Origin of the sequence: Pseudonocardia kongjuensis (assembly GCF_039526905.1) — a bacterium.
GTDB lineage: Bacteria > Actinomycetota > Actinomycetes > Mycobacteriales > Pseudonocardiaceae > Pseudonocardia > Pseudonocardia kongjuensis.
Genome location: NZ_BAAAJK010000026.1, coordinates 1 through 19,598 on the forward strand (window position 1 = coordinate 1; position 19,598 = coordinate 19,598).

The window sequence follows — 19,598 nt, forward strand, 5'->3', positions numbered from 1 at the left end:
GGTGCCGCCGCCCGCGACCGTGCCGCCGCCCGCCCCGGCGCCCGCGGCCCCGGTGCCGCCGCCCGCGACCGTGCCGAGCACCCCGGCGGATCCCCCGTCCGCGGAGGCCGAGCCGCCGCCGTCGGTCCCGCCGCCGACGGAGACGACGACCCCGGCACCGACGACGACCGTGGATCCCGTCGCGTGACCCCCGATCACCCTCTGCGCTGCGACGACAGCGGCGAGTGACCCCCACCCCGTTCGGATGCCGAGTGCACACGGGATGATTCAGACCGCCGGGCCGGCGTGGAACCGGGAGCCCCCACGCCGGCTCGGCCCCAACACCGACACCCGGGTCACCCGATCGTTCGAAGGTGTGACCGCGACCGCGTCGCGCCTGCCGGTCCGCGCCCCCGCCGAGGTGGTAAAACCACTGGTGGTAGTGGGGTGTGCACGATTCGGGGGGAGTTCGTGATGACGCGGTTCGCGGGGGCGGTCATCGGTATGGCTGCGGTGGCACTGGTGGTCGCCTACCTGGCTTTCGGGTGGCCGGTCCTACTGCTCGGCGGGCCGCTGCTGGTCGGCATCGCGATCACGCTGCTGGCCCTGGCACTCACCGAGCGGCCCCGCGAGGTGCTCCGCGAGCGCCGCGCCGCGCACCTCGGCGAGTCGCCGTGGAAGCAGGCCGCCGAGCGCGGCGAGCCGTCCGCCGGCGGCCTGATGAGCGGGTTCTTCGAGGTCAGCCCGCAGGCCGCCGGGCTGCCGGAGCAGCGCCCCGCGCTCGCGCACGACGCCCGCCGGGCAGCGGCCCGCCGACCGTAGGTGAGAATCGGGCGGTGCCGATCTTCCCCACCGCCCGCGTCCCGGACCGGTGCCCGTGCTGATCGGGATGACGTTCGCCGTCCTGGCCATGCTCTGCAGCACGGTCGCGGCGATCCTGCAGGCCGACGCGGCCCGGCAGGGCGGCCGGACCAGCTCGGTGATGGCCCGCCCGCGGTTCCTCGCCGGTCTGCTGATGGACGTCGTCACCTGGCTGTGCATGGTCGTCGCGCTGCAGTACATCCCGATCTTCGCGGTGCAGGCGACCCTGGCCGGCGCGATCGCGATGACCGCGCTGTACGCCCGGTACTTCCGCGGCGAGTGGCTGCGCCCGGTGCACCGGCTCGCGATCGGCGCCAGCATCCTCGGCCTCGCCCTGGTCGCGGGCAGCGCGGGCATCGAGCGGAAGCAGGCGATGACCGGCCACGGCACCACCGTCGCGGTGCTGGTCGCGGCGATGGTCGTGATCATGGTGGCGACGCTGGCGGTGAACCCGTCGACGATGCCCTGGCCCTCCGCCGTGCTCGCCGGGCTCGGGCTCGGCGGCGGCGCGGTCTGCATCCGGGCGCTGCACGTCTCCGACGGCGTCGAGGTGTCGGCGCTGGTCGCCGAACCGCTGGTCTACGTGCTGCTCGGGATGGCCGCCGTCGGGCTCTACAACTACGCGCGGGCGCTGCAGCTCGGCGACATCGCCACCGTCACCGCGCTGTACATGGCCGTCCAGGTCGTGGTGCCCGGGCTGGTCGGCATCACCCTGCTCGACGACACCGTGCGCAAGGGGTTCACCTGGATGCTGCTGCTCGGGCTCGCCTTCATCGTCTACGGCACGTCGATCCTGGCCCGGCGGCGGCCGGAGAGGCGCGTCCCCCCGCGGGTCGCCTAGCGTGATGACATGCCGACCTTCGAACGCCCCGGTGTCAGCCTGCACTACGAGGAGCGCGGCTCCGGCTTCCCGATCCTGCTGATCGCGCCCGGCGGGATGCGCTCCACCGTGGCCGCCTGGGACAAGGCGCCGTGGAACCCGCTCGAGCACCTGTCCGACCGCTACCGGCTGATCGCGCTGGACCAGCGCAACGCCGGCTCGTCGGTCGCGCAGGTGCACGGCACCGACGGCTGGTCCAGCTACACCGCCGACCAGCTCGCGCTGCTCGACCATCTCGGCGTCGACGAGTTCGGGGTGCTCGGCATGTGCATCGGCGGCGCCTACATCGCGAGCCTGCTCGCGACCGCGCCGGAGCGGATCCGGGCCGCGGTCACCCTGCAGCCGATCGGCCGCGACGGCAACCAGCACATGTTCGAGGAGATCTTCGACGGCTGGCGCGCCGAGATCGCGGCCGACCACCCGGAGGCCGGCGACGACGACTGGGCGTCCTTCAAGGCGAACATGTACGGCGGCGGCGGGATCCTGTTCTCGGTGCCCGACGAGGCGCTCGCCCGGTTCACCACCCCCTGGCTGATCCTGATGGGGGGCGACGACTACCACCCCGAGTCGGTGTCCCGCCGGGTCGTCGAGCTCGCCCCCGGCGCCGAGCTGGTGGAACGCTGGAAGGCCGAGGAGTACGTCGCCGACGGCAAGGCCGCCGTCGACACCTTCCTGGCGAAGCACCTCTGAAACGTCCACGCCCGGCCGGGTCCGCCGGGTGCAGGATGAGCGGCATGCCGGACTGGGACGACGTCGTGCGGATCGGATGTGCGCTGCCGGAGGTCGAGCGGTCGACCTGGTTCCGCACCCCGTCGCTGAAGGTGCGCGGCAAGGGCTTCGCCCGGCTGCGGAGCGAGTCCGACGGGCTGGTGGTGCTGCTGTGCTCGCCCGCCGAGAAGGAGGCACTGCTCGCCTCCGGCGATCCGGCGTACAGCACCACACCGCACTACGACGGCCACGGCTCGATCCTGGTCGACCTGGACCGGGTCGATCCCGGGCAGCTCGCCGAGCTGGTCGAGGAGGCGTGGCGGCGCAGGGCCCCGGCGACCCTGATCCGGGCGCACGACGCGTGAGCACCCGCTACGTGGTGGTCGGCGCCGGAGCGGTCGGCGGCACGATCGGCGCCCGGCTGCACGCGGCCGGGCGGGACGTCGTGCTGGTCGCCCGGGGCGCGCACCTCGCCGCGATCCGGGAACGCGGCCTGCGGCTGGACTCGCCCGACGGCCGGTCGGTGCACCGGGTCCCGGCCGTCGGCTCGGTGCGCGAGATCGGGTTCCGGCCCGGCGACGTCGTCCTGCTCGCGGTGAAGTCCCAGGACACGGTGCCGGTGCTGGACGAGCTCGCCGTCGTCGCGCCGGAGGTGACCGTCGCCTGCGCGCAGAACGGCGTCGCCAACGAGCGGTCGGCGGCGGCCCGGTTCGACCGGGTGCAGGCCGTGCTGGTGATCCTCCCGGCCGAGCACTACGAGCCGGGTGTGGTGATCGCGTCGTCGGCGCCGGTGCCCGGGGTGCTCGACGTCGGCCGGTACCCGTCCGGCACCGACCCGACGAGCGAGGCGATCGCCGCCGACCTGGCCGCCGCCGGGTTCGCGGCCCGGGCCGATCCGGCCGTCCTCGACGGGAAGTACGGCAAGCTGCTCACCAATCTCGGCAACGCCGCGGACGCGATCTGCGGTCCCGGCGACCCGGATCTCGGGCGGATCGTCCGGCTCGCCGGTGCCGAGGGCGCGGCCTGCCTGGCCGCCGCCGGGATCGCCGCCCGCACCGGCGACGACGACCGGGTGCGCCGGGAGGGGACGATCACCGAACGCCCGGTCGGCGGGCGGGCCCGGCGCGGGTCGTCGTCCTGGCAGAGCCTGTACCGGGGCGGGCCGGTCGAGGCCCGGTTCCTGAACGGCGAGATCGTCGCGCTCGGTGCCGCGCACGGGATCCCCACCCCGGTCAACGCCGAGCTGCTGCGGGTGGCCGAGGAGATGGCCGCCGCGGGCGAGCCGCCCGGATCGCGCTCCGGGGCGGACCTGCTCGCGGCGTTGCGATGAGGTGACCCGAAAAGACGGCGCACCGGGCGCCGGGGGTGCCTACTGTCGTTGCATGGCCGGCACACCCGTGGACACCGAGATCCGTACCGTCGCCGAGCTGGAGGGGATCACCGGCCCGCCGGGGGCGGCCTCGCTCGCGAAGGAGCGCGACCACCTCGTCGACGTGCACCGCGAGTGGCTCGCGGTGTCGCGGTTCCTGCTGCTGGCGACCGCCGGGGCGGACGGCACCTGCGACGTCTCCCCCAAGGGCGACCCGGCCGGCTTCGTGCACGTGGTCGACGACCGCACGGTCGCGATCCCGGAACGACCCGGGAACGGCCGGGTCGACGGCTGGCGCAACGTCCTGGAGAACCCGCACGTCGGGCTGATCTTCCTGATCCCCGGGCGCAACGACACCCTGCGGATCAACGGCCGCGCCCGGCTGGTCCGCGACGCCGGCTACTTCGACGCGCTCGCGGTCCGCGGCCGGCGCCCGCTGCTGGCCTGCGAGGTCGCCGTCGACCAGGTGTTCTTCCACTGCCCGAAGGCGTTCATGCGCTCCGAGCTGTGGGCCGCCGGGCCGCCGCCCGGCGCCGACCGGCTGCCCTCGGTCGCGGCGATCGCGAAGCAGCTCGCCCGCCCGGACGAGCCGCTGGAGCAGATCGAGGAGTACTACGGCGCGTCGTACGCGCAGCGGCTCTACTGAGGGTCGAGCCGCCGGGACGCGGTCACCAGCTCGGTGACGGGAACCCTGCTGATCACCGGAGACGGTCAGGAGGTGCCCGGATGCGCCGGCGTGCACATGCCGCGCCAGATCAGGTCGACCAGGTCCTCGGCGTGCCGCTGCCAGTCGTCGTCGGGATCGAGGTAGAGCAGGCCGCCGAGGCCGCGCAGCACCGTCTCCGCGGACACGTCCGGCCGGACGGTCCCGGCCTGCACGTTGGCCGCCACCAGGGTCGCGATGGCCTCGACCATCTCCCGGAACGCGGCAGCGGTGACCCCGTCGGCCGACGCCCCCGCCTTCTGCAGCGCGGCGGCGAGCCCGCGCTTGGTCATCATGTAGCGCGCCAGGTGCCCGGAGGCCCAGATCCGGAACGCCTGCTCCGGCGGGTGCCCGGCGAGGAGATCGGGGACCACGTCGATCAGGTGGCGCACCTCGCGCTGGTAGACGGCGAGCACCAGCGCCTCCCGGGTGGGGAAGTGCCGGTACACCGTGCCGACGCCCACCCCGGCCTGCTTCGCGATGGCGTTGAACGACGGCTCGCCGGTGGCGATGGCCTCCGCGGCGACGGCCAGGATCCGGTCGTGGTTGCGCCGGGTGTCCGTGCGGCGATGGCTGACCGACGGCGTCATCGTCACCTCTCCCATGGCATAGCGGATAACTATCCGCTAGTGTTCGTGATGGCGCCACTCATTCCATCCGACACCGCCCACCACGGCCCCCGCCGGGTTCCGGCCGGCGGAGGGTCTGCGGAAAGAGAGCACGTGGACATCTCACTCCAGGTCAATGGTATTCTCGAACAGCTGAGCGTCGAGCCGGGTGTGACCCTTCTCGACGCGCTGCGCGAACGGCTCGGTGTCACCGGCCCGAAGAAGGGCTGCGACCGCGGGCAGTGCGGCGCGTGCACCGTGCACGTCGACGGCAGGCCGGTTCTCGCCTGCCTCACCCTCGCCGGCACCGTGCGCGGGCCGGTCACCACGGTCGAGGGGCTCGCCCCCGGCGACGGACTGCACCCGGTCCAGCAGGCGTTCGTCGACCAGGACGCCCTGCAGTGCGGCTTCTGCACGTCCGGCCAGGTCATGTCGGCCGTCGCCGCCGTCGAGCAGGACGTGCCGGACGTCCGCGAGTTCATGTCCGGCAACCTGTGCCGCTGCGCGGCCTACCCGAACATCGTCGCGGCGATCGAGCAGGCGAGGCGGTCCGATGCGACCGTTTGAGCTGACCGCGCCGCAGACCCTCGACGACGCGCTCGACTCGCCCGGGGCGTTCCTCGCCGGCGGGACGACGCTGGTCGACCTGATGAAGCTCGACGTCCTCACCCCGTCGCGGGTGCAGGACATCGACGCGCTGCCGCTGCGCGGCATCGAAGGAGACACCGGCGGCCGGCTGCGGATCGGTGCGCTGGAGCGGATGAGCGACGTCGCCGCGCACCCCGGCGTCCATCCGGTGATCACCCGGGCGCTGCTGCAGAGCGCATCCCAGCAGCTGCGGAACATGGCCAGCATCGGCGGCAACCTGCTGCAGCGCACCCGGTGCGGCTACTTCCGCGACGTCACCTCGCCGTGCAACCGGCGCGAACCCGGTTCCGGCTGCCCGGCGGTCACCGGGGCCAACCGGTTGCACGCGGTGCTCGGCACCAGCGACTCCTGCGTCGCCACCCACGCCAGCGACCTGGCGGTCGCGCTCGTCGCACTCGACGCCCGGGTGCGGCTGATCGGTCGCGACGGGGAACGCACCGTCGCGCTCGCCGATCTCTACCGCACACCCGGTTCCACCCCGGAGATCGAGACCGATCTGCGCCCCGGCGAGCTGATCACCGAGGTGCTGGTCCCGCCGCCGGGTGACGGCGCCCGGTCCACCTACGTCAAGGTGCGGGACCGGCAGTCCTACGAGTTCGCGCTCTGCTCCGCGGCGGTCGCCGTGCAGGTCCGGGACGGCCACCTGACCGACGCCCGGATCGCCGTCGGCGGGGTCGCCACCGTGCCGTGGCGGCTGCCGTCGGTGGAGGCGGCGCTGCGCGGTGCCCCGGCGACCGCGGACGCCTTCGAGGCCGCGGCGGCGACCGCGGCCGACGGCGCCCGGCCACTGTCCGGGAACGGTTTCAAGGTGCCGCTGGTGCGCCGGACGATCGTCCGTGCACTGCTCGAGGTCACGCAGGAGGACCGGACATGACCGGACGTCTGGACGCACTGCCGAAGGTCACCGGCGCGGCCGGGTACGGATCGGACCGGGTCCTGCCCGGCATGCTGCACGGCCACGTCGTGCCCAGCACCGTCGCGCACGGCGAGATCACGGCCATGGACGTGACGGCGGCCCGCGCGGCACCGGGCGTCGTCGCCGTGTACACGCCGTTCGACCCGCTGACGCTGCACCCGCCGCAGCACCCGCTGCTCGGGGGCACCTGGGTGCCGCTGCAGGACACCGACGTCGTCCACCACGGCCAGCCGGTCGGCTTCGTCGTCGCCGAGACCTACGAGCAGGCCCGGGACGCCGCGATGCTCGTGCGGGTCACCTACCGGACCCGGCCGGCGGCGACCTCGCTGGAGGACGGGCTGGCCGGCGCGGAGGACGCACCGCCCTCGATGGACGGCTCGCCGCCGTCGATCGAGGTGCTCGCCACCGGCGTCGGGTCCATCGACGAGGCGCTGGCCGCGAGCGCCGTCGTGGTCGACGCGACCTACCGCACGTCGGCGCAGAACCACGCCGCGATGGAGCCGCACTCGGCCGTCGCGGTCTGGGAGTCCGGCCGGCTCACCGTGCACAGCGGCACCCAGGGCTCCGACCTGCAGGCCGGCTCGCTGGCGCAGGCGCTGGGCGTGGACCAGCCGCTGGTGCACGCGGTGAATCCCTACGTCGGAGGGGCGTTCGGTGGGAAGGGGCAGACCGCGGTGCCCGCGTTCCTGGCCGCCGCGGCGGCCCGTGACCTGGGCCGGCCGGTGAAGGCCGCGCTGACCCGGGAGCAGGTCTTCACCGCGACCGCCAACCGCCCGGCGACCGTCCAGCGGCTCCGGCTGGGGGCGGCGGAGGACGGCACGCTGGTCGCGGTGGCGCACGACTCCTGGTCGGAGACGGCGCTCGACCGGGCGTTCGTCGAGCCGACCTCGCACGGCACCTCGCGCGAGTGGTACGCCACTCCGAACCTGGCGATCAGCCAGAAGATGGTGCCGCTGAACATCCCGCGGACCACCTTCATGCGGGCTCCGGGCGAGGCACCCGGCTCGTTCGCGCTGGAGAGCGCGGTCGACGAGCTCGCCGTTGCGCTCGGCATGGATCCGATCGAGCTGCGCCGCCGCAACAGCTCGGCCGCGCCGCCCGGCCGGGACCTGCAGTGGTCCAGCAAGCACCTCGACGAGTGCTTCACCATCGGCGCCGCCCGGTTCGGCTGGTCCGGGCGCACGCCGGGCGGCCGGACCGACGGCGACTGGCTGGTCGGCCAGGGCACGGCCACCGCGATGTTCCCCGCGCTGCGCTTCCCCGCATCGGTGCGGATCACGCTGCACGACGACGACACGGCCGAGGTCGCGACCAGCGGTGCCGATCCGGGCACCGGCCTGCTGACCGTCCTGGCGGTGCTCGGTGCCGAGTCGCTCGACGTCACCCCCGACCGGGTGGTGCCCCGGCTCGGTGACTCGGCGCTGCCGCCCGGCGGCATGTCCGGCGGTTCGACGGCCACCGCGAGCGCCGGTTCGGCGATCATGGTGGCCGCGCCGATGGTGATCGACGAGCTGGTGGCGCTGGCGACCGCGCCGGACGGCCCGTTCGCCGGCGCCGACGCCTCCTACGCCGACGGCCGGGTGCTCACCGCCGACGGCCGGAGCCTCACCTTCGGCGAGGTGCTCCGGGCGGCCGGACGGTCCTCGGTCGCCGCCACCGGGTCGTCCGCCGCCGGTGAGGAGATGACCAAGCACTCGTTCAGCTCGTTCGGCGCGCAGTTCTGCGAGGTGCGGGTGCACCGGTGGACCCGGGAGATCCGGGTGTCCCGGATGCTCGGGGTGTTCGACGCCGGCCGGATCGTCAACGAGCAGGCCGCCCGCAGCCAGATCATCGGCGGCATGATCTGGGGCGTGTCCGCCGCCCTGCACGAGGGGCTGGAGATGGATCCGGACGGCCGCCCGGCCAACGCCGACCTCGCCGGGTACCTGATCCCGGTCAACGCCGACATCCCCGAGGTGGACGTCGAGTTCGTGCGCCGGCCGGACACGCTGCACAACCCGGTCGGCGCGCGCGGCATCGGCGAGATCGGGATCGTGGGCATGGCCGCCGCGGTCGCCAACGCCGTGCACGACGCCACCGGGATCCGGGTGCGGCACCTGCCGATCGGGATCGAGGACCTGCTCGACGGGTGAGGCGGCCCGGCAGGGGATGCGGCCCGGCGTCATGACGCCGGGCCGCATCCGGCACCCCGCCCGCGCCGTCCCGGGAGACCCCGTCCGGGGGACGGGGTGGCGTGTCGCAATGATTTCGTACTACCGTACAGACATTCCCGCAGCGCACGCACGCGCAGCGCACTGCTCGACGCCGCGGTCGAGATCATCTGTACGCAGGGCGTCACCGCCGTGACGCAGCGCGCCGTCGCCGCGCGGGCCGGCACCTCGCTGGCCTCCACGACGTACCACTTCCGCACCGCGGAGGATCTGCTCGTCGCCGCCTTCGAGCTGACCTGCAGCCGGACGATCGAGGACATGCGCCGGGCCGGCCGGGAGGCCACCGACCGGGGTCTCGGGATCGTCGACGCGGCCATGGCCGTGGTCGCCCGGTCCCCCTACGGTGACCGCCTCCCGCCGGACGGGGTGATCCAGCTGACCCTCTCGGCGATCCACAATCCGCGCCTGCGGCCGATCGCCGACGCGTTCGTGGAGGAGCTGGCGGGCCTGTTCGATCCGCTGGTCACCTCGCCGGAGACGGCGCGGACCCTGGCCAGGGCGCTGTCCGGGGTCGTCCTGCACGAGCTGGCGCGCGGCGCCGAGGCGCCCACCGAGACCGTGCGCGCCGACGTCGCCCGCCTCTTCGACGCCTTCGGTGTCACCGACCGGTGGACCGGAGAGCCCCACCACGACGACCGGGAGCCACGATGACCACGATCCCGACCACCCCGGCATGGCCGACCGCCCGGTCGAGCCGGACCGGCGTACTCGCCCAGTTCGGCGAGGGCCGCGCCGAACTCATGCAGTGGGCGCTGAACACCGGCGACCCGCTCGCGGACGCGGTCGTCGCCGAGATGCACGAGCTCGGGATGTCCACCGCGCGGCCGCTGCTGACCCGGGGCATCCAGCGCGGCCTGGCCTCGATCGCGGACCCGCCACCGGCCCTCGCCGCGCTGCTGGGCAGCACCGAGACCCCGCCCGGCTACGTCGACGACGAGCTGCTCGACGTGTTCCCGCGGCCCTGGTTCAGCTCCCCGACGCCGGTGCACATCCTCTCGCTCAGCGCGGGCGCCCTGGTCCGGGTGTACGAGTCGCCGTCGATCGCGAAGGTCCTCTCGACCACCGGCCGGCTCGTCGACCGGGCGGAGAAGCGGCTCACCGAGACCGGGTCCTGGCTGACCAGGGCGATGCTGCCGGGGAGCCTGCGCCCCGGGCAGCCGGGATACGTGGCGACGCTGGAGGTGCGCATGCTGCACGCCCACATGCGCAAGCTGGCCCTCGACCGCGGCTACGACAGCGCGGCCGACGGCGTCCCGATCAACCAGGTCGATCTGGCGCGGACCTGGATGGACTTCACGCTGACCTCGTTCGCCGCCGAGGAGCTGTTCGGCTTCGACCTGACGGTGCGCGAGCTCGACGGCCTCTACCGCTACTGGTGGTACCTCGGGCACCTGCTCGGCATCGACGCCCGGCTGGTCGAGGGGATCACCGGCAACGACGCCGCCCGCCGGGTCGACGCCGTCCTGCAGACCGTGACCGGACCCGTCTCGGAGGATTCGGCCCGGCTCGCGACCGCGACGCTGGACTCGATCTCGGTGCTGCTGCAGGACCTGTTCCGGATACCGGGGCGACTGTCCCGGCCGGCCCTCGACGCCATCACCCGGCGGATCCACGGCGTCGCGATGAGCCAGGACCTGCGGGTCCCGGAGGCGCCGGTCGCCGACGCCCTGCTGAGTCCGGCCGTGCTGGCCTTCCGGCGCACCCGGGCGATCCGCCGGCGCTCCCCCGAACGCTGGGAGGCCGCCATCGACACCGCCATCGCCGCCGAGCGCGAGCGGGCCGCGGCGCCCGGCGAGCAGGCCGCCTATGAGCGCGGCGCGACCGGATCCGACGACTGACCACCCGCCCGCACACCGCAACCGCACACAGACTGGAGTCCGCGGACATGCCTCGCACCATCGACATCACCCTGCCCGACCTGACCGGGAAGCTGGCCGTGGTCACCGGCGCCAGCGACGGGATCGGAGCCGTCATCGCCCGTCGCCTGGCCGGTGCCGGCGCCGAGCTGATCATGCCGGTCCGCAATCCCGCGAAGGGCGAACGGGCCGCCGGCGCCATCCGCGAGCAGGTGCCCGGGGCGCGGATCACCACCGGCCCGCTGGACCTGGCCTCGCTCACCTCCGTCGCCGCGTTCGGGAAGCAGGTCGTCGACGACGGCCGCCCGGTGCACATCCTGGTGAACAACGCCGGCGTGATGAACCCGCCGAGCCGCCGGACCACCGAGGACGGCTTCGAGGTCCAGTTCGGCACCAACCACCTGGGTCACTTCGCGCTCACCCAGGCCCTGCTGCCGGTGCTCCGGGAGGGCACGGCGCGGGTGGTCAACCAGACGAGCATCTCCGCCCGCAGCGGCCGGGGCACGATCAACTGGGACGACCCGAACTGGGAGTCGGGCTACGACGTCAACCGGGCCTACACCCAGTCCAAGATCGCCACCGGGCTGTTCGGCCGCGAGCTCGACGCCCGCAGCCTGGCGGGCGGCTGGGGGATCACGAGCACCCTCTCCCATCCCGGCGTCTCGCCGACGAACCTGCTCGCCGCACAGCCCGGGATGGGCCGCCAGAGCGACACGCTCGGGGTCCGGGCGATCCGGGTGATGTCCCGGATCGGGCTCGCCGGCACCGTCGAGTCCGCCGCACTGCCCGCACTGATGGCCGCCACCGGACCCGAGTCGCAGCGCGGCCGGTTCTTCGGGCCGACGGGCCCGGGCAGCGTCGGGGGCGCCCCCGGTGAGCAGAAGCTGTGGCCGCCGCTGACGAGCATGGACGACGCGCGCCGGCTCTGGGAGCTCTCCGAGGAGCTGGTGGGGCTGCGCTACCCCGCCGTCTGAGACCACCCGTCCGCACGCCGGATCGAGCCGGGGATCCGGCACAGGTCCGGCCCGGATCCGGCACCGATCCCGGCAGTGATCCCTGCACTGATTCACAAGGAACCTGACACAAGGAGGAAGCAATGTCCGATCTCACCGGTAGGACCGCGTTGGTGACCGGCTCGGCCCGGGGGGTGGGCAAGGCCGTCGCCCTGCGGTACGCGTCCCTCGGGGCGAACGTCGTCGTCAACTACTCCGGGGACACCACGAACGCCGAGCGGACCGTGGAGGAGATCCGCGCGCTCGGCGTCGAGGCGATCGCGGTCCGCGCCGACGTGTCGCGGGTCGAGGAGATCGACCGGCTGTTCGCCGAGGCGGCCGACCGGTTCGGCCGGGTCGACATCGTCGTGGCGAACGCGGGCGTCGAGATCATCGACCAGCCGATGCTCGAGGCGACCGAGAAGGACTTCGACCGGCTCTACGCGATCAACGCCAAGGGCACGTTCTTCACCCTGCAGCGGGCCGCGATGCACATCGCGGACAACGGCCGGATCATCTACATCGGCTCCAGCACCACCTGCAACGCCTTCCCGGGGGTCGGGCTCTACGGGTCGAGCAAGATGGGTGCGCGCTACCTGGTGCAGGTACTGGCGATGGAGGTCGGCAACCGCGGCATCACGGTGAACACCATCCTGCCCACCACGATCGAGGGCGCCGGGGTCTTCACCGACATCGCCGACGACGACCCGTACCAGCAGATGAGCCGGGCCCGGCCGCTCGGCGGGCGGATGGGGCGGCCCGACGACGTGGCCGACGCCGCCGAGTACTTCGCCGGCCCGCTCGCCTCGTGGGTGAGCGGCCAGGCCCTGCTGGTCAGCGGCGGCGCACAGCAGTAGACGCCGTCCCTGCGCTCCGGCCCGCCCCGGTGTGACCGGGCCCGGCCCGGGCCCGGCCCGGCCTGGTCCAGGTCACGCAGTACCGCCACAGCGGGAGCCGTCGCCACCGACATCCGGGCAGCGTCGCGCGCGCGGCGTCGCGCACCTCCGCGTAGGTGTGCGGCCGGGGGCACCAACGGTCCGGTGGTACGGGGACCGCGCGCGCCGAGCGGTCCGCGGCCCGCCCTGGAACGACGAAGGCCCAGGCTCGGGGTGACTACCCCGCTGACCTGGGCCTTCGGTATGCGAGCGGATGACGGGAATCGAACCCGCGTATTCAGCTTGGGAAGCTGATGTTCTACCATTGAACTACATCCGCACGGTGTGCGATCACCCTAGCACCAGCCCTCGGCGACCTGTCACGGGCCACCACCGTCCGGTCGTCGCAGGAACCGACCACCCGGCGCGATCACCTCGACCCCCACCGCGACCGTCACGCACACTTCGGACGTCGGTCCGTTCTACGGCCGGAAGGGGTCGCGATGAGCATCTTCGAGCCGCTGACGTCCGGTTCGGCCGCCATGTCGGCGGACCACGAGCACGACGTTCTCCTCATCGCCGGGAGCCGGCCGGAGGTGGCGCGGCTCGCCCCGGTCGCGTCGGCCATCGCCGCGGCGGACCGGATCCGCGGCATCACCGTCGCGACCGGGTCGGACCCGATGGCGGTGCACGAGACCTTCGAGGCGCTGGGCGTCGCCACCGACATCACGATCCTGTTGCCCGGCGACGTCGGGCCCGCCGTGGCCGACGTCGCGGCCGCCCTGCTGACCAGGCTGGACCAGCTGATGGTCGACCAGGACCCGTCGGCGGTGCTGGTGCACGGCGGCGGGCTGGCCGCCGCCGTCGCGGCGTCGGTGGCGTTCTGGCGGCGCATCCCGGTCGTCCACATGCAGGCCGGCATGGGTACCGACGACCTGCTGTGCCCGTTCCCGCAGGAGGCGCACCGGCGGGTGATCGGCCAGCTGGCGTCGCTGTTCCTGACGACGAGCGGTTCCGCGCTCGGCAGCCCGCTCGGCCCGAACGTGCTCACCATCGGCGACACCGTCAACTCGCTGCCCGGTCCGTGCGACCGCAACTGCCGCGATGCGCTGGAGCGGGCGCACGACCAGCACCGCAGGCTGGTGCTGGTCGATCTGGAGCGGCCGTCGTCGCTGCCGGTGCTCGGCGGCCTCGCCGACCTGCTCGAGCGGTACCCGAAGATCGAGATCCTGGTGACCGGTTCGCTCGCGACCGAGGAGCCGGCCCTGTCGCTGGCCCGGCACCCGCGGGTCACCGTCGTCCCGCTCCTGGAACTGCCCGACGAGCTGGCCGTGCTGGCCGCGGCGACCGTCGTCGTCAGCGACGACCACGAGCTGGTGGTCGACGCCCCCGGGCTGGGCACGCTGGCCGTGCTGGTCGACGGGCCGAACGTCCCGCAGCCGGGCGACTCGATCCGCAGCATCGCCGCGCACGACGCCGCGGCGGCCGTCGCCCAGGTGATGGACGGCGACCACGGCCGCAGGCCGGCGTCGTCCGACGGCTTCGAGGCGGCCCGCGCGGAGCAGGCGGTTGCCTGGATGTTCGGCCTCTGCCGGTCGCCCCAGCTGGACCCGGTGGCCCGGTCGGAGCAGGCGGAGGAGTCGGCCGCGGAGGAGTCGTCCGGGGCGTGAGCCCCGATCGCTAGGGTGTGCCGGTGCTGCTCTCCGACGGTGACCTGCGCAAGGAGATCGAGTCCGGGCGGCTGGTGCTCGATCCGTGGGACGTCGAGATGCTCCAGCCGTCCAGCATCGACGTGCGCCTGGACCGCTACTTCCGGGTGTTCCAGAACTCCCGGTACACCCACATCGACCCGGCCGAGCAGCAGGACGAGCTGACCACGCCGGTCGAGACGCCGGACGGCGAGACATTCGTCCTGCATCCCGGCGAGTTCGTGCTCGGCTCCACCTTCGAGCGGGTCGGCCTGCCCGACGACCTGGCCGGACGGCTGGAGGGCAAGAGCTCGCTGGGCCGGCTCGGCCTGCTCACCCACTCCACGGCCGGGTTCATCGATCCCGGGTTCACCGGCCACATCACCCTCGAGCTGTCGAACGTGGCGAACCTGCCGATCACGCTCTGGCCCGGCATGAAGATCGGCCAGCTGTGCCTGTTCCGGCTGTCCAGCCCCGCCGAGCGGCCCTACGGCAGCGAGGGCGTCGGCTCCCGCTACCAGGGCCAGCGCGGCCCGACGCCGTCGCGGGCGTTCCGGAACTTCCACCGCACCGACACCCGCCGGATCTGACACCGCCCGCCCCGTCGTTCCGCGGCGCGGCGGCGGCGCGTCGCTACCCTGGTCGCGATGGACGCCGACCGCAGCTCCCGGGACACCGGACCCCCTGATCCGTGGGCGACCGGGCGCCGCCGCCCGGGGCGGCCCGACCGCGGCCGGCGGTCGAGTGACGGCGCGGCCGCCGGTGCGGGCGCCCAGGATCCCGGCTCGGCGATGGTGCACGTCCCCCGCGCGCAGGACGCGCCCGCGGCCCCGGCCCGCGAGCCCGGCACGGACCGCGAGCCCGGCCCCGGCGCGCACGGCGAGCCCGGCCCCGGCGCGCACGGCGAGCGCAGCGACCGGGAGCGCGAGCGCAGCGGCCGCGGGCCCGGGTCCGCGCGCCCCGATCCCGATCGCGACCCGTGGGCGCACTGGCGCAGGCTGCGGCCGCGCACCGTGCGCGGGGCGAGCGCACTCGGCCTGGCCGGCGCCGCCGTCCTGCTGCTCCCGTTCCTCGACGACCCGGACCGCTGGTGGGTGCCGGTCGGGCTCGGCTTCGGGACGCTGGTGCTGCTCACCCTGTTCCGGCTCGACCGGCTGCTGAACGGCTGGGCGCCGCACGTCGCGGGCGTCGTGCTGGTCGGCGCGCTGTTGCAGGCCACCTCCCGCAACCCGTGGGCGTGGGGGCTCGCGCTGGGCGTCGGGGTGGTCGTCGCCGGCCTGCTGCTGCTCCCGCGCTGGAAGGTGCTGGCGGTCGGCGGGGTGCTGCTGGTCGTGTCCGGGGCCGGCTACGCGTTCCGGTCCGCCGAGATCCGCGACGACCAGGCCCGGATCGACGCCCAGGCCGGCGCCCAGATGCGGGCGGCGCTCGGCGTGGACCGGCCGCAGCTCGCCCTGGTGGCGCTCGACACCGGCGTCACGGACGGGAACCCGGCGCGGGTCTGCCGGCTGGCGCAGGATCCGGCGATCGAGCAGCTCCGGCTCGCCACCGGCTCAGCGACCTGCGAGGACGCGGTCGCCGTCCTGCACTCCCGGGTCCCCGCCGACGCCCCGGTCACGACGCCGGACCGGCAGTCCGATCCGGCCGTCGCACCCGGCGGCAGCACCACCGTCGACGGCTGCGGCACCGCCTGGGGTGCCGCAGCCGGACCGCAGCTGGGCACCGTGGTGCTCACCCGCACGGCCGCGGCGACGCCGACCTTCCAGGTCTCGTCCTTCGCGCCCTGCTGAGCCCGACCGACACCGGAAGATCACCGTTCCGGTGCGCCGGACCGCGATCCGCGCGGCCCGGCGCACCCGGACGGTGATCAGCTCTCGTTCGTGCGCTCCCGCGCGGCCTGCTCGGGCGACGACGACGATCCGTTGCCCGTGGCGCCGTTCGATCCCGGCCCGGTGGCCGCGGTCCCGGTGCTCTCGGCGCCGTCGGACCCGGCCGGGACCTCTGGCGCGGCAGTCGCCTCAGCAGTCGGTTCGGCAGCCGCCTCGGCAGTCGGCTCAGCGGTCGCCTCGGGAGCCGCCTCAGCAGCCGGTTCGGCAGCCGCCTCAGCAGCCGGCTCGGGAGCCGCCTCAGCGGTCGCCTCGGGAGCCGCCTCGGCAGTCGGCTCGGCAACAGCCTCAGCAGTCGGCTCAGCGGTCGCCTCGGCAGCCGCCTCAGGAGCCGGCTCGGGGGCCGCCTCCGGAGCCGGCTCGGGGGCCGGGTCCCCACGGCGCACGGCCGCGAGCAGCATCTGCGACACGTCCTGCACCGTGACGGCCTCACCGGCGGTCTGGTTGACGCCGTCGGTCATCATCGTCCGGCAGAACGGGCAGCCCACCGCGAGCGTCCCGGACGGCTCGCTGCCGTTCCCGGCCTTGGTGAGGGTCTCGGCGGCCTCCTCGGCGCGGGTGAAGTTGATGCGCTTGCCGATGCGCTCCTCCATCCACATCCGGGCGCCACCGGCGCCGCAGCACATCGACCGGTCGCCGTGCCGCGGCATCTCCGACAGCGTCGCGCCGGCGGCGCCGACGAGCGCGCGGGGCTCCTCGTACACCTCGTTGTGCCGGCCCAGGTAGCACGGGTCGTGGTAGGTGACCGGGCCCTGCTCCGCGGACGGCGCCGAGACCGGGACCAGCTTCTTCTCCCGCACCAGCTTGTTCAGCAGCTGGGTGTGGTGCAGCACCTCGTAGTGCCCGTCCAGCTGCGGGTACTCCCGGCCGAGGGTGTTGAGGCAGTGCGGGCAGGTGGTGACGATCTTGCGGGTGCCGGGCTCGCGGCCGTCGAAGACGGTGTTGAGGACCTCGACGTTCTGCTGGGCCAGCATCTGGAAGACGAACTCGTTGCCGGACCGGCGGGCCGGGTCACCGGTGCAGGTCTCCCCCGAGCCGAGCACGGCGAAGTTGACCCCGGCCCGGTGCAGCAGCTCCGCGGTGGCCTGGATGGTCTTCTTCTGGCCGTCGTCGAACGCGCCGGCGCAGCCGATCCAGAACAGGTACTCGGTCTCGGCGTCCAGCTCGCCCTCGACGACCGGCACCTCGAAGTCGAGCCCCTTGGTCCACTCCAGGCGGTCCTTCGGGTTCTGGCCCCAGGGGTTGCCCTTGTTCTCCAGGTTCTTGAACAGCGAGTTGAGCTCGGTCGGGAACTCGGACTCGATCATGACCTGGTAGCGGCGCATGTCGACGATGTGGTCGACGTGCTCGATGTCCACCGGGCACTGCTCGACGCAGGCGCCGCAGGTGGTGCAGGACCAGAGGATCTCCGGGTCGATCACGCCGAGGACGTCCTCGCCGCCGATCAGCGGCCGCTCGGCCTCCGTGCGCGCGGACTCGGGGATCGCCGCCAGGCGGGCCTCCGCGTCGTCGCCGGTGATGCCGATCTCGTCGCCTGCCATGTCCTTGCGGCCGCCCGCGAGCAGGTACGGCGCCTTGGCGTAGGCGTTGTCCCGCAGCGCGTTGACCAGCAGCTTCGGCGACAGCGGCTTCTCGGTGTTCCAGGCCGGGCACTGCGACTGGCAGCGGCCGCACTCGGTGCAGGTGGTGAAGTCGAGCAGGCCCTTCCAGGTGAAGTCCTCGACCTTCCCGGCGCCGAAGACGTCGGTGTCGGGATCGGCCTCCTCGAAGTCCAGCGGCTTGCCGTCGGACATCATCGGCTTGACCGCGCCGAGCGCCTTGCGGCCGGAGTCCTCGCGCTTGAAGTAGATGTTCGGGAACGCGGTGAAGCGGTGCCAGGCCACGCCCATCGTCGGCGTCAGCGCGATCACGATCAGCCAGATCGTCGCGGAGAGGACCTTCACCGCGGCGAACACCGTCACCAGCGTCTCCGATGGCGGCAGGACCGCCGCGAGCGCGGTCGAGACCGGCGCCGACCAGGTCGGCACGTCGAACGCGCCGAGCGAGATCTTCGCCCCGCGCACGACCAGGATGCCCAGGCCCTCGAGGAACACGATGCCCTCGACGAAGTAGGCCCGGCCCATGTTCGAGCCGTAGAACCGGGACAGCCTGCCCTCACGGTTCGGGTTGTGCAGCTGCCGGATCACGATCAGCGAGCCGATGCCGACGACGGTGGCGACGCCGAGGATCTCGACGAACAGCGAGTAGACCGACCAGGTGCCGATCAGCGGCAGGTGGAAGGTCGGGTTCCAGACCTCGACGAACGCCTCGACCAGCGCCAGGAACAGCCCGCCGAAGCCGACCATCACCAGCCAGTGCAGGACGCCGATGTGGCTCCACTTGAGCATCCTGGTGTGACCCAGGGTCTCCTTGAGCATGGTGAGGAACCGGGGGCCGAACGGGCCCGTCCGGTCCGGGGCCGGCTGGCCGAGCCGGATGATCGAGACCATCTTCGCGACCGTGCGGGCGACCAGCACGACCGCGACGACGGCCGACAGCACCGTGATGGTGCCGAGGACATACTGCACCCAGGTCATACGGAGGAACCTCCCTTGAGAGCACCCGGCCCGTGCGCTGTACGGGGCCGTGCCGACCTGAGACGTGGGGCGCTGGGCGCGCTGTCATCGCGGCGGGACGGGACGGGAATCGTGTGTCGAGGACCGGGCCGGACCGGGGAGGCGGGCGGCGCCGGGCACGGCGGACCGTGCCGCCGGGACCGGGCGGGCCTCTCCATCGCGGTGCCTCCTCGGACGTCGCCGTCGCGTTGGTGTGGTGGGACGCAACGGCGGTCGGGCGAAGGGTAGTGCGCCCGGGCGCGGAGCGCCCTGCACCACCGGGGGACGGGACGTGCTTTGTTACCGAACAGTAGCCCCCTGGACCATGACATCTCGGGCGGCCCCGCCCCAGTCGGCCGGCCCGAGGTGAGGCACGAGTCACGCCCGGGAGGAGGGGATTCCACTCGGCCGACCGTGTTTGATCGCCTGCGGTGCGTGGCGTTCACACCGGGCGTACGGACCACTCCTCTACTATCACCGGCGGGTCTCGTGGTCTACTCGCCTGCGGGAGCGACCGGGACAAGCGGATGCCGCAAGGAGGAGCTGTGAAGACCTCGCTCGAGGCGATCCAGCTGGTGCTCGCCCAGGGCGAGCTCACGACCGTCAACCTCCGTGACTGGATCACGAACAACATCGTGCCGCTGATCCTGCTCGCGATCGCCGTCATCCTGCTGTGGATCGGCGGCCGTGGTGACAACGCGGGCGTGGCCCGGCGCAGCATCGGGTTGCTGGTGGGGCTCGTCGCACTGGGCATCGCCGTGACCGGCAGCGGTCCGGCGGTCGGTCAGGCGCTGGCCAACCTGCTCGTCTCCACGGGCTGAGCCGGGG

At 73.5% G+C, this 19,598-nt stretch carries 20 protein-coding genes and 1 tRNA gene; 17 read left to right on the forward strand and 4 right to left on the reverse strand.

Annotated features, from left to right (window positions below):
* A partial coding sequence (locus ABD160_RS20980; RefSeq protein WP_344025067.1) for a hypothetical protein occupies positions 1-198 on the reverse strand: 198 nt, incomplete at its 3' end.
* Between the two features lie 255 nt (positions 199-453).
* Between ABD160_RS20980 and ABD160_RS20985 the strand changes: the two genes are divergently transcribed.
* The 6 genes from ABD160_RS20985 (at position 454) to ABD160_RS21010 (ending at position 4,443) form a co-directional block, all read left to right on the forward strand.
* Positions 454-801 carry a hypothetical protein gene (locus ABD160_RS20985; protein ID WP_344025068.1) on the forward strand — a complete coding sequence of 116 codons (348 nt, stop codon included), beginning with the start codon at positions 454-456 and terminating at the stop codon, positions 799-801.
* Between the two features lie 67 nt (positions 802-868).
* A complete protein-coding gene (locus ABD160_RS20990) occupies positions 869-1,681 on the forward strand; it encodes a hypothetical protein (protein WP_344025070.1) in 813 nt (270 codons plus the stop codon).
* A gap of 9 nt (positions 1,682-1,690) precedes the next feature.
* A complete protein-coding gene (locus tag ABD160_RS20995; RefSeq protein WP_344025072.1) occupies positions 1,691-2,410 on the forward strand; it encodes an alpha/beta fold hydrolase in 720 nt (239 codons plus the stop codon).
* A 44-nt stretch (positions 2,411-2,454) separates the two neighbouring features.
* Entirely contained in the window at positions 2,455-2,793 is a 339-nt protein-coding gene (locus tag ABD160_RS21000) for an MmcQ/YjbR family DNA-binding protein (RefSeq protein WP_344025073.1), read from the forward strand.
* Positions 2,790-3,758, forward strand: a complete 969-nt coding sequence (locus ABD160_RS21005) for a ketopantoate reductase family protein (RefSeq protein WP_344025074.1) — start codon at positions 2,790-2,792, stop codon at positions 3,756-3,758. The genes ABD160_RS21000 and ABD160_RS21005 overlap by 4 nt, the downstream gene beginning before the upstream one ends.
* A 52-nt stretch (positions 3,759-3,810) precedes the next feature.
* Positions 3,811-4,443, forward strand: coding sequence for a pyridoxamine 5'-phosphate oxidase family protein (locus ABD160_RS21010; protein WP_344025075.1), 633 nt, complete (start codon positions 3,811-3,813; stop codon positions 4,441-4,443).
* 65 nt (positions 4,444-4,508) lie between these two features.
* Here ABD160_RS21010 and ABD160_RS21015 read toward each other — a convergent pair whose 3' ends face one another.
* The gene (locus ABD160_RS21015) at positions 4,509-5,105 is read right to left on the reverse strand and encodes a TetR/AcrR family transcriptional regulator (protein ID WP_344025077.1); all 597 of its coding nucleotides are present in this window, start codon (positions 5,103-5,105) and stop codon (positions 4,509-4,511) included.
* Between the two features lie 117 nt (positions 5,106-5,222).
* Between ABD160_RS21015 and ABD160_RS21020 the strand changes: the two genes are divergently transcribed.
* From ABD160_RS21020 to ABD160_RS21050, 7 genes are all read left to right on the forward strand, one after another.
* Positions 5,223-5,675, forward strand: a complete 453-nt coding sequence (locus ABD160_RS21020; protein ID WP_344025079.1) for a (2Fe-2S)-binding protein — start codon at positions 5,223-5,225, stop codon at positions 5,673-5,675.
* Positions 5,662-6,630 carry an FAD binding domain-containing protein gene (locus tag ABD160_RS21025; RefSeq protein WP_344025081.1) on the forward strand — a complete coding sequence of 323 codons (969 nt, stop codon included), beginning with the start codon at positions 5,662-5,664 and terminating at the stop codon, positions 6,628-6,630. Before ABD160_RS21020 ends, ABD160_RS21025 begins: the two co-directional genes overlap by 14 nt.
* Positions 6,627-8,804 carry a xanthine dehydrogenase family protein molybdopterin-binding subunit gene (locus ABD160_RS21030; protein WP_344025083.1) on the forward strand — a complete coding sequence of 726 codons (2,178 nt, stop codon included), beginning with the start codon at positions 6,627-6,629 and terminating at the stop codon, positions 8,802-8,804. The genes ABD160_RS21025 and ABD160_RS21030 overlap by 4 nt, the downstream gene beginning before the upstream one ends.
* A gap of 96 nt (positions 8,805-8,900) precedes the next feature.
* Positions 8,901-9,533: a TetR/AcrR family transcriptional regulator gene (locus ABD160_RS21035; RefSeq protein WP_344025085.1), complete on the forward strand. Its 633-nt coding sequence runs from the start codon at positions 8,901-8,903 to the stop codon at positions 9,531-9,533.
* Complete coding sequence (locus ABD160_RS21040) at positions 9,530-10,720, forward strand: oxygenase MpaB family protein (protein WP_344025087.1); 1,191 nt, start codon at positions 9,530-9,532, stop codon at positions 10,718-10,720. Before ABD160_RS21035 ends, ABD160_RS21040 begins: the two co-directional genes overlap by 4 nt.
* A gap of 47 nt (positions 10,721-10,767) precedes the next feature.
* Positions 10,768-11,712 carry an SDR family oxidoreductase gene (locus tag ABD160_RS21045; protein WP_344025089.1) on the forward strand — a complete coding sequence of 315 codons (945 nt, stop codon included), beginning with the start codon at positions 10,768-10,770 and terminating at the stop codon, positions 11,710-11,712.
* 122 nt (positions 11,713-11,834) lie between these two features.
* Positions 11,835-12,587, forward strand: coding sequence for an SDR family NAD(P)-dependent oxidoreductase (locus ABD160_RS21050; protein ID WP_344025092.1), 753 nt, complete (start codon positions 11,835-11,837; stop codon positions 12,585-12,587).
* A gap of 287 nt (positions 12,588-12,874) precedes the next feature.
* Here ABD160_RS21050 and ABD160_RS21055 read toward each other — a convergent pair.
* A tRNA-Gly gene (locus ABD160_RS21055) sits at positions 12,875-12,945 on the reverse strand.
* Positions 12,946-13,108: 163 nt separating this feature from the next.
* Here ABD160_RS21055 and ABD160_RS21060 point away from each other — a divergent pair.
* Genes ABD160_RS21060 through ABD160_RS21070 form a run of 3 tightly spaced genes read left to right on the forward strand, consistent with a single transcriptional unit; the run spans position 13,109 to position 16,080 of the window.
* Positions 13,109-14,275 (forward strand): UDP-N-acetylglucosamine 2-epimerase, encoded by a 1,167-nt coding sequence (locus ABD160_RS21060; protein WP_344025094.1) that lies wholly within the window; start codon positions 13,109-13,111, stop codon positions 14,273-14,275.
* Positions 14,276-14,298: 23 nt separating this feature from the next.
* On the forward strand, positions 14,299-14,883 hold the full coding sequence (dcd, locus tag ABD160_RS21065) for a dCTP deaminase (RefSeq protein WP_344025096.1): 585 nt from the start codon (positions 14,299-14,301) through the stop codon (positions 14,881-14,883).
* Positions 14,884-14,940: 57 nt separating this feature from the next.
* Positions 14,941-16,080 carry a hypothetical protein gene (locus tag ABD160_RS21070; protein WP_344025098.1) on the forward strand — a complete coding sequence of 380 codons (1,140 nt, stop codon included), beginning with the start codon at positions 14,941-14,943 and terminating at the stop codon, positions 16,078-16,080.
* A gap of 77 nt (positions 16,081-16,157) precedes the next feature.
* Here the strand turns inward: ABD160_RS21070 and ABD160_RS21075 are convergent, their stop codons facing one another.
* A complete protein-coding gene (locus tag ABD160_RS21075; protein ID WP_344025100.1) occupies positions 16,158-18,752 on the reverse strand; it encodes a (Fe-S)-binding protein in 2,595 nt (864 codons plus the stop codon).
* A 563-nt stretch (positions 18,753-19,315) separates the two neighbouring features.
* On the opposite strand from ABD160_RS21075, the gene ABD160_RS21080 reads away from it, so the two are divergent.
* Positions 19,316-19,591 (forward strand): hypothetical protein, encoded by a 276-nt coding sequence (locus ABD160_RS21080; RefSeq protein ID WP_344025102.1) that lies wholly within the window; start codon positions 19,316-19,318, stop codon positions 19,589-19,591.
* Positions 19,592-19,598 lie beyond the last annotated feature (7 nt).

What these genes read in the sequence shown, in the direction of transcription:
- ABD160_RS20985 (WP_344025068.1), top strand. Translation starts at nt 454, where the DNA reads ATGACGCGGTTCGCGGGGGCGGTCATCGGTATGGCTGCGGTGGCACTG.
- ABD160_RS20990 (WP_344025070.1), top strand. Translation starts at nt 869, where the DNA reads ATGACGTTCGCCGTCCTGGCCATGCTCTGCAGCACGGTCGCGGCGATC.
- ABD160_RS20995 (WP_344025072.1), top strand. Translation starts at nt 1,691, where the DNA reads ATGCCGACCTTCGAACGCCCCGGTGTCAGCCTGCACTACGAGGAGCGC.
- ABD160_RS21000 (WP_344025073.1), top strand. Translation starts at nt 2,455, where the DNA reads ATGCCGGACTGGGACGACGTCGTGCGGATCGGATGTGCGCTGCCGGAG.
- ABD160_RS21010 (WP_344025075.1), top strand. Translation starts at nt 3,811, where the DNA reads ATGGCCGGCACACCCGTGGACACCGAGATCCGTACCGTCGCCGAGCTG.
- ABD160_RS21015 (WP_344025077.1), bottom strand. Translation starts at nt 5,105, where the DNA reads ATGGGAGAGGTGACGATGACGCCGTCGGTCAGCCATCGCCGCACGGAC.
- ABD160_RS21025 (WP_344025081.1), top strand. Translation starts at nt 5,662, where the DNA reads ATGCGACCGTTTGAGCTGACCGCGCCGCAGACCCTCGACGACGCGCTC.
- ABD160_RS21030 (WP_344025083.1), top strand. Translation starts at nt 6,627, where the DNA reads ATGACCGGACGTCTGGACGCACTGCCGAAGGTCACCGGCGCGGCCGGG.
- ABD160_RS21040 (WP_344025087.1), top strand. Translation starts at nt 9,530, where the DNA reads ATGACCACGATCCCGACCACCCCGGCATGGCCGACCGCCCGGTCGAGC.
- ABD160_RS21045 (WP_344025089.1), top strand. Translation starts at nt 10,768, where the DNA reads ATGCCTCGCACCATCGACATCACCCTGCCCGACCTGACCGGGAAGCTG.
- ABD160_RS21050 (WP_344025092.1), top strand. Translation starts at nt 11,835, where the DNA reads ATGTCCGATCTCACCGGTAGGACCGCGTTGGTGACCGGCTCGGCCCGG.
- ABD160_RS21060 (WP_344025094.1), top strand. Translation starts at nt 13,109, where the DNA reads ATGAGCATCTTCGAGCCGCTGACGTCCGGTTCGGCCGCCATGTCGGCG.
- ABD160_RS21070 (WP_344025098.1), top strand. Translation starts at nt 14,941, where the DNA reads ATGGACGCCGACCGCAGCTCCCGGGACACCGGACCCCCTGATCCGTGG.
- ABD160_RS21075 (WP_344025100.1), bottom strand. Translation starts at nt 18,752, where the DNA reads ATGACCTGGGTGCAGTATGTCCTCGGCACCATCACGGTGCTGTCGGCC.